This window comes from Methanobrevibacter sp., assembly GCF_036307625.1.
Lineage (GTDB): Archaea > Methanobacteriota > Methanobacteria > Methanobacteriales > Methanobacteriaceae > Methanocatella.
Window position 1 is genome coordinate 1 of record NZ_JAXJXF010000044.1, and the last position, 9,347, is coordinate 9,347.

Here is a 9,347-nt window from a genome sequence, read left to right on the forward strand (position 1 = left end):
CGAGAATTACTAAATGTAGTATTATCACATTCACCTTGTTTAATATTATCTAAATAAACCGCACCACCATTCTTAGCAGCAGTATTATTCACAAAGTTACAATCATCAACCAAACCATTGGAACCAGTCCAAACAACAGCACCACCTTCACCAGAACGACCATAAGTACCATTTACAATACCTAAAGCACGATTATCAGTGAAATTAGAACCACTAATAGTACCATTAGTACCATACCAGTAAACAGCACCACCATTAGCATCGGCAGTGTTATTTGTGAAGGTACAATTTAAAATTCTACCTTTAGTAGCTCCTTCGTGCCAATCGATAGCACCACCATTTACTGAAGCGGAGTTATTTTCAAAATTACATCTAGCAAACTCACCATCATGTGAATTTTCTAAAAATACGGCTCCACCCAATCCTTCCATAACTGTCAAATTGGTTACGGAATTGTGTGTGAAATTACTATCGAAAATATTGGTTACGTTACCTGCGATATATACCGCACCACCTTTTACAGCAGTGTTATCATCAAATGTGGAATCTGAAATATTAACATTGTTACCTTCAATGTAAAATGCACCACCACCTATACTAGTATTTCCATATTTAGCATTAGCATGGTTATCTGTGAAATTACTTGAAGTTACATTAATGTCATGTCCTACAATGTAAATCGCTCCACCGGCAGTTTTTGAATTTTTCAAAACGTCCGGCAAATCATATTTCAGGTCATGAGTTGCATTGTTATTTTCAAATAGAGAATCTTTAATAACAGTATTCTCTCCAGCAATATAACCAGATCCACCTTTTATTGCGTGATTGTCTGTGAAATTTGATTCATCTATTAAAGTAAATCCGCCTTCAAAGTAGAAAGCACCACCTTTAATTGCTTCATTATCCTTAAATGAGGAATTGAATATGAAGTTGTCTGAACCGTTTACAGCAACAGCACCACCTAAACCACCTTTTTCATATTTAGCAACAGCAGTATTATTGGTGAAAGTGGAATTAATTATATTTACATCATCACCTTGGATTGCAACACCACCACCGAAAGTAGTGAGTTTGTCTAATTCTGTGCTTACTGAAAATCTTAAATCATGAGTTGCAGTATTGTTATCTAATTCACAACCTAAAATTGTAGTATTAAATGCATTAATAAAGATTGCTCCACCTTGAATCGCACTATTGGATGTGAAATTAGTATAATTAAGGGAGTTTAAAACACCATTAACATATACAGCCCCACCTTTAATAGCCTGATTCAAATCAAAGCTGACATCAGTAATTTTAGTATCATAACCGTTTACAGCAACAGCACCACCAAGACCGCCATCAGGATTGACTCCAATAGCATTGTTTTCAGAGAATAATAAATTATCCAATAAGGTGTTGTTACCTACAATATCAATAGCACCCCCTTCAGCAGGTACACTATCAAATATAGGATTTAAGTTGTAAGTTAGGTTATGTGTAGCATTATTGTACTTGAATTGTGAATTTACAACAGTTGTGTTAACACCATTAACATAAGCTGCACCACCTTTAATAGCTCTATTATATGTAAAGTTAGCATTGTAAATAGTGGTATTAGTACCATTTACATATAGTGCACCACCCCTGATAGCTTCATTATCATTAAATATATTATCAGTAATATTTGTGTGATAACCATCAACAGCAATAGCACCACCAAGACCACCAGTAGGATTAGTACCTATAGCAGCATTATATGTAAAGTTATTATAAGTTATAGTAGAATAATCACCTTTAACAGCAATAGCACCACCTTTAGTATTTAAGTTAATTACTGAACTAGAATTGAAAGATAGACTATGTGTTGCATTATTATCATAGAATGTATTACCAGTAATGTTAGTATTAGCACCATTAATGAATATTGAACCACCTTGAACAGCATTGTTTGTTGTGAAGTACATATCTTTTACAGTAGCATTAGCACCATCAACATATATAGCACCACCACGAACTGCTTCATTCAAAGTAAATTGGCCATCATATATTATAGTATTACCACCTTCAATAGCAATAGCACCACCAAGACCACCATCAATAGATCCTGAAGCAATATTTCTTCTGAAAGTATTATTACCCATTACTGCCACATTATTACCATTGATATAGATACCGCCACCCATAGTCTTAAGAGTTTCAGCACCAGGTTTGATTAAATCAATATCACGAGTGACAAGGTTGTCATCGAATGTTGAATTAGCCACCACAGTGTGTTGACCTTGAATATAGATAGCACCACCTTGAATAGCATTGTTTTCTTTTGCAGTGATTTTATCAAGAGTTATATCATCACCTTTAATATAAACAGCACCACCTTGAACAGCAGTGTTATTGTACAGGTTTATATTTGAAGCGTCGACATTGTTACCCTCAATATAAACACCACCACCTAATGTAGCATCGTTTTGTGTTAAATTAACATTGACAAAATTTGGATTTTGACCTAAGAGGTATAAAGCCCCACCAAAACCAGTTGTAGAATAATTACCTTCAGCAACATTACTTTCAAAGGAAGTATCAAAAACATTTACATTGTTACTTTCAACATACATAGCTCCACCGGAAGTAACTTTAGAAGAATCATCACTAATTTCACTTCCCAGATTATGAGTTGCAGTGTTATTTGTAAATGTTGAGTTTTTTACAGTTGCATCATGACCCTCAATATAAACTGCACCACCTTGAATAGCAGTATTTTCAACGAATTTTGAATCATATATACTAGCATTGAAACCTACAATTTGTATTGCTCCTCCAATAGGTGCAGAATTATCTGAAAATTTACAGTTAGTAATATTTGAATAATTACCTATAATATACACTGCACCACCTGATTGATTTTGAGCAACATTATTTTCAAATCTACAGTTTACAACTGTAGTATTATCAGCCACCATCAGTTGTTTATCTTCAATATCTGCATGAATATCCATCGCTCCACCAAATCTTTCCGCGAAGTTATTGATGAATGTGCAATTTTCTATGTAATTATTAGCTCCAATAAAAGCAATAGCACCACCGCCACCAGCTCTATAATCTTTCCATGAATTATTACCATAAGCTTTATTTCCTATGAAAGTTGTGTTATAAACTTTCATTGTACCCTTGTGACATTCAATAGCGCCACCATATGATGCAGAGTTATTCTCTATATGACAATTGGATATAATAACATTTTTTGCATTTACACAAAAAGCTGCACCATGTACTGCATTAGTGTTATTGATAAATGTATTATTATCGAAAATAGAACCCTCAGAATAAGTTTTAAAACATAAACCTAAAGAATTTGATTTAGCTTGTTCCGCAAGATTAATAGTTCCCTTATTGTTTTCAAATAAATTATTACTAGCTTTGAAATTTGTATATTCCGCTTTAACATTTACGATAACTGAAGCAGTATTATTGTAGAATAAACAATCTTCAATAGTAGCTCCACTTCCCCCACCGTTTTCATAATCTACAAGATATGACTTTTGATAAACAGTATTGTTTGCAAAAGTACAATTATAAAAAGAACTCGCAGCTCTAAGACGAATTAGATGGCCTCTTTGAGGTATGTTTGCACTAGGATTTATCTCAGAAGAGGTAAAATTATAATTTACAAAATTAACTCCTGTAATTGTACATGCCCTCTCAAAATCAAACCTAACTTTATTATGAGTAGAAATTGAACATTGAAACTCAGAAAGGTCAAGTGTAGCCTTTATACCATCAGTAGTATTATGACCTCCATAAATGTTAATATTATTTTTTATAAGAATAGGATCAAACTTACCAACATATGTCGAACCATTCAGGAAAATATTTTGCCCTGGCTGTGCATTCTGAAGTATAGTCCGTAAATCACTCATATTCTTATAATTTGAAGAATTACCTAAAACATTATTCTCATTGGAAACACCCAAAACACTACTTTTAGAGCTTACGCTAATACGGTTTTTAATGTCTGCAGAGTCATTCAACTCATCTTTTACATCATTAACTTGATTACTAATTACATTATCATCAACTGTATTAACATCAGTTGTTTGTGTTAAATTAAAGTCATTATCATTTTCAAGCGCACAAGACGCCTGAATAGTAAACATAAGAATAACTATAGCCATTATCACGATTAACTTTTTGCCTTTCATTTTTCGTTTTCACCCCCTGGTCCAGTCAATTAATAAAAATTGAATAATCTCGGCAAACTAAGATTATTCTTATATATTTATATTCTTCCAAATATAAATAGTTTAGCATATATAAAACAAAAAATAGACCATTTATGAGTAAATAAAAGATTACATTATAACATCAACATCAATAATCCTATAAATTATTGAACAATTAACATTATATTACAACTGTTAAAAAAAATCATTCATTTAATAAAAAATTAAATAAAAAGTTAAATTAATGAATTTAATTTGTTCATCACCAATTAACAGATATACAAAATCATGAAATTATTAAACAAATATTTATTACAACATTTAATAAATCATTCATTTAAAAAAAAAAGGTTTAATTAATGAATTTAATTTGTTCATCATTAATTAACAGATAATTAATCAAATCCTTTGAATTCAAATCCTCATTGGCCAAACTGACGGCAGTTATTTGCGAATTACTGTAGGTTCTGTAATATAAAATTCCATCATTGGTGTTGTAACATGATGTGTAAATGGTATATTCAAACAAATCCGGATCATCGATGAATGTACAACCGTTCTGCTGCTCGACAGAGCCGAGAATATGGAAAAACTGGCCGACACTACTTGCCTCATCTCCTGAAGAGTGTGAATTTGCCCGTGTAAATGCTACCTTTGCAAATCTTGAGGATGACGACAAATCTCCGGGAAGACCGATTGCACCCATGCCCCTTGAATATTCATCCAAATCAATGCTTCCACCAAAGGTATTTTCAGGATTTCTATTGGATAAGTTTCTATAATTATTTAAAGTGAATATCTGTTTATCGAAAGGAGGATTATTGGTAAGAACACCTACAGGATTGTCATATATCTTCAATCCATCTTCCAACGGTTCAACCACAATGGATTTGCCGCTATTGTCAGACAACATCCAATGAAGTGGAGATAATGGCAGTTCATCGGCAAAATTGATGTCAACAAGATTAATTTCACCAAGTAATTTTCGGGCTTCAAACACCGTAGATGCACTACTTAGTATATATGGAATCAACTCAAAAGGGGCAATATTAATCATATTATTTTCACAGTCATTATATACTGCATTACCTTCAAAGTTCAGTCCTGCAATAGACAATCCCTTTTCGTTGCATGCATCATAATATAGGGGATACTCATCAATGCCTGCAGCAATTCCGATTATGGCATAATGACTTTTAACGTCATCGATTTTTCTGTATTTGAACTCATAATTTCGAGGAGTTATTGTTACCCGTTCATTATATGAAATCTCATAATCAAAATTGCGTCCAAAATAATGCTTATCTGTAATATAATTGCTTGCTGTGCACACATTTTCACCTGCCGAAATTTAAATACATCAATGCTCTTGATTTAATTTCCCCAAAAGTATCTTCAATCAATAAATCACCATTCTTAAATACTGTTTGAAGATAATCTACACCATCACGGTCTATTGGAACTGTTTTAAATGAATTGTTTTCTTTGATTAATTTAAACCTTCCGGTTTTTGACTTTTTACTTGAATCCAGAGGGTTTTTAAATATGTCATGCCATGCCCCATCCCTCAATTGTGCTGAACATTTGAATGCATTTCTTTGAGTGTCACGGGTTAGCGATGAGTGAAGACCGCCGCCCATACCGAAGATAATATTTTGAGCGGCCCATCCGTTGGATTTCATTGCAAATAGTATATCCCTAATTTTGTGATAGTTCAAGCCGTCTCCCCACAAAAGGCCAATGTTCAAGTCAAAAACCTTGTATCCTTTATCTGTCAAATGGGAGCCGAAACCCTGTGAAAGCAGATTCAAACAGTCAATTGTTGTTGAAACAGGTTCTCCACTATCCGGTCTGAATACAACCTTATTGCCTTCACCGTCCAGGAAATTTAAGATGGCTTCATTTAGTTGGCTTCCTGACTTTCCGGCTTCGATTAAAAAATTCCTATAGTCATATGAGTCAATTACTATGGATAGGATTCCTTCCCTTGCATTATCTATAACATTCATAATCTGGTCAAATTCGCCTTCAGGACCAAGTGAAGTCATGACACTGTGTTCTGTTGCCTGAACCGAAAATCCATATAAGTTGGAATCGTTATAATAATTTTCAGGAATTGTCAATGCTGGAATAGTGTCGGTACCTGAAAAACTGAGAAGATGGGCAGATCCGCAAAGCATTGATGATTCTGTTGATGTTGCTCCGCGATATCCGAAATCATGAAGCATAAAGTCCAGATTATTCTTTTGAGAACCTGTAACATCCAGATAAAAATTTGATAGTTTTCTGACTTCAGCAGACAGTGTTGCTACAGTTGAAGGATACCAAACCTGAAGGAGAAGTGATTCAAGGTAATTTACCAGCCAGTATGATTTCCGGTCAGTGTTTTCAACAGTCATCAAAACGTTGCTGACATCCACAGGAGTTCCTTCAGCAACTGCCTTGATTTCAATAGGAAGTTTACCTTCGTATTCATCCAAAATATACTCCCAGCCATCCTTGTTGAAAATGCCCTCCCCTATATGGGCTGATATGAGTTTGTCCGCTTCATCAATTTTTTCCTGAGTTACTACAGAGCCTTTTAAATACTTTTTAATTATATACTGGAGTCCGTAAAAAATTGTTTTATTGAACTCAGCACCTACCCTGCTTTCAAGGTATGAATAAATCTTTTCAGTGCCTTTTGGGTAAAAATAGTGATGAGTTACTTTATAACTATCGGTTAAAAGACAAATGTTGTTTTCAATCATAATATCCCTTTTAAATTGATATTAGATTGTTATAAAATATAAATATTACTAAAAAAAAGAAAAAATAAGAAAAAGGAATCTAGATGTAACTAGTATCCTGTTTTCTGAAGTGTGCTTGTGGGTGATCGCATAATGGGCAAACTTCAGGAGCTTCCTTACCATAATGGATGTATCCACAATTGTTACATTTCCATGCGATTTCTTCGTCCTTTTTAAATACAGTGCCAGCTTTGATTTTATCAGCTAAAGCATTGTATCTGTCTTCATGTGCCTTTTCGGTAGCACCTGCAGCATCAAACAAATCTGCTATATCATCAAAGCCTTCTTCACGAGCAGTTTCAGCGAATTCCTTATACATTGAAGTCCATTCGAAGTTTTCACCTGCTGCCGCATCTGCGAGATTAGTTTCAGTGTCAGGGACTTTGCCTCCGTTCAATAATTTGAACCAGATTTTTGCATGTTCCTTTTCATTGTCAGATGATTCCTGGAAAATTTCTTTAATTTCCACATAACCGTCCTTTTTTGCTTGAGAAGCATAAAATTCATATTTTACACGTGCTTGTGATTCACCGGCAAGTGCTGCTTTTAAATTTTCTTCGGTTTTTGTTCCTTTTAAATCTGCCATAATATCAAACCTCTAAATTAAAATATAATAAAAGACTATTTAAACATTTAGTGAGTAGTTAGTAACTAAAAAAAAAATAAAAAAAAGTTAAGAGCTTATTTAAAGTTAGTAGCTCTTTCTTCGAAGTGTGCTTTTGGAACTCCACAAACAGGACACATTTCAGGTGCTTGAGAACCTTTGAAAATGAATCCACAGTTTTCACATTTCCATTCAATTTCTTCTTCTTTTTTGAATACGGATTCTGCTTCAACATTTGCAAGTAAAGTTCTGTATCTTTCTTCATGTTCTTTTTCGATTGCACCAACTTTTTCAAATAGGAATGCGATTTTTGCAAATCCTTCTTCTTTAGCGGTTTCTGCGAATTCTTTGTACATTGAAGTCCATTCTTCGTTTTCACCGTCTGCTGCTGCATTTAAGTTTTCGATTGTGTCAGGAATTTCTTCATCATGCAACAATTTATACCAGATTTTTGCATGTTCTCTTTCGTTTTTGGAAGTTTCCATGAAAATATCGTGGATTTGAACATATCCTTCTTCTTTTGCTTTTGCAGCAAAGTATTGGTATTTGGTATGTGCTTGGGACTCACCAGCAAAAGCTGCTTGTAAGTTTGCTTCAGTTTTTGAACCTTTTAAATCTGCCATTTTATACATCTCCATTATTAATAATTGAAGTATTTATTCTATATAGAATGATAAAATATATATTAATCATCATTTAAAAATTTATTGAAAAAATTTTCAAATTGAGACCATTACATATTATGAAAACATTAAAAAAAATAAAAAAAAGAAGAATAGAAATGTTATCTATTCTGAATATAGTAAACCTATACCATAATTGACGAATAACAGGGCAAATCCGCCAAGAATAAGATCAACTATCACTATACCAATGACCGGAATGACTGCTACTACTAATAAAATTAAACCTAAAACAATCAAAAGAATGGATACAACAATCAGGAACAATATAATGTTCAATATTCCAATTCTTTTTACGTCCGCAAATACTTCTCCAATGCTTAATGCATCGCCGATACTGCGTGATATAGCAAATCTTGCTTCAGCAATTATTGCAAATATTCCAAATATAATAAATATAATTACTGCGAAAACTGCCCAAATTCCTAAAGATCCTGCCATTTTATCCAATCCTGCTCCAATTGCACCAAACATGAATAAAAGAACAAGAGTAATGATAATTGGAATAATGAAGTAAACCAATCCGATAATTAATACTTTAATACCATCTACAAAATTATTTGCAAAATCAAAATCAGGAATTTCATTAGAGTTATCAATTCCTCTTTTAATCACATCAATTGAATAACCGCTCAAAATAACTGAAAATACTATAGCAATTATTATTCCAATGATGGCCATAAATGAATTTGGTCCAAATAATCCGTAGAAAATCCCATCCATATCAGAAATAACAAAAATAAGACCTACAATCAAAAATTTTGTTAAATCAGAAAATGGATAAGATATCGACTTTGATAAAATATCACCCAAGCCCATTTTTTCACCTTATTGTAATTTATTTTAAACAAAACACACTATTGTTTAGTGCTAATGATAATTTTATTTTAATAATATTAAAATATAATGTGAAAATTTTTTAAAAAAAAAGAAAGAAAGAATAGAATTAAATCTATTCATCAACACCGAAGGATTTTTTAAGTAATTCTGCATTAACAAATCCTTCTTTGTAAATTTTACCAGTAGTTAAATCATTGATTACTACTTCTGCAGGAGCGAACATTCCTTTATC

General features: G+C 33.0%; 7 protein-coding genes. All 7 read right to left on the reverse strand.

The window, feature by feature from the left end; all coding sequences use genetic code 11:
• Positions 1-4,178: right-handed parallel beta-helix repeat-containing protein (locus UIB65_RS02790; protein ID WP_330039611.1), on the reverse strand; the 4,178-nt coding region annotated here is incomplete at its 3' end.
• A 373-nt stretch (positions 4,179-4,551) separates the two neighbouring features.
• Positions 4,552-5,532, reverse strand: a complete 981-nt coding sequence (bsh, locus tag UIB65_RS02795) for a choloylglycine hydrolase (RefSeq protein ID WP_330039612.1) — start codon at positions 5,530-5,532, stop codon at positions 4,552-4,554.
• A 4-nt stretch (positions 5,533-5,536) separates the two neighbouring features.
• Entirely contained in the window at positions 5,537-6,949 is a 1,413-nt protein-coding gene (locus UIB65_RS02800) for a nicotinate phosphoribosyltransferase (protein WP_330039613.1), read from the reverse strand.
• Between the two features lie 79 nt (positions 6,950-7,028).
• Positions 7,029-7,574 carry a rubrerythrin gene (gene rbr / locus UIB65_RS02805; protein ID WP_296800347.1) on the reverse strand — a complete coding sequence of 182 codons (546 nt, stop codon included), beginning with the start codon at positions 7,572-7,574 and terminating at the stop codon, positions 7,029-7,031.
• A 95-nt stretch (positions 7,575-7,669) separates the two neighbouring features.
• Positions 7,670-8,215, reverse strand: a complete 546-nt coding sequence (gene rbr, locus UIB65_RS02810; RefSeq protein ID WP_292883246.1) for a rubrerythrin — start codon at positions 8,213-8,215, stop codon at positions 7,670-7,672.
• Between the two features lie 165 nt (positions 8,216-8,380).
• Positions 8,381-9,094 (reverse strand): DUF4013 domain-containing protein, encoded by a 714-nt coding sequence (locus UIB65_RS02815; protein ID WP_330039614.1) that lies wholly within the window; start codon positions 9,092-9,094, stop codon positions 8,381-8,383.
• 133 nt (positions 9,095-9,227) lie between these two features.
• Positions 9,228-9,347 (reverse strand): methenyltetrahydromethanopterin cyclohydrolase (locus UIB65_RS02820; RefSeq protein ID WP_330039615.1); only part of this gene is annotated, 120 nt, incomplete at its 5' end.

Coding starts and splice junctions, on each gene's coding strand:
- rbr (WP_296800347.1), bottom strand. CDS start 7,574: ATGGCAGATTTAAAAGGAACAAAAACCGAAGAAAATTTAAAAGCAGCA.
- UIB65_RS02800 (WP_330039613.1), bottom strand. CDS start 6,949: ATGATTGAAAACAACATTTGTCTTTTAACCGATAGTTATAAAGTAACT.
- UIB65_RS02815 (WP_330039614.1), bottom strand. CDS start 9,094: ATGGGCTTGGGTGATATTTTATCAAAGTCGATATCTTATCCATTTTCT.
- rbr (WP_292883246.1), bottom strand. CDS start 8,215: ATGGCAGATTTAAAAGGTTCAAAAACTGAAGCAAACTTACAAGCAGCT.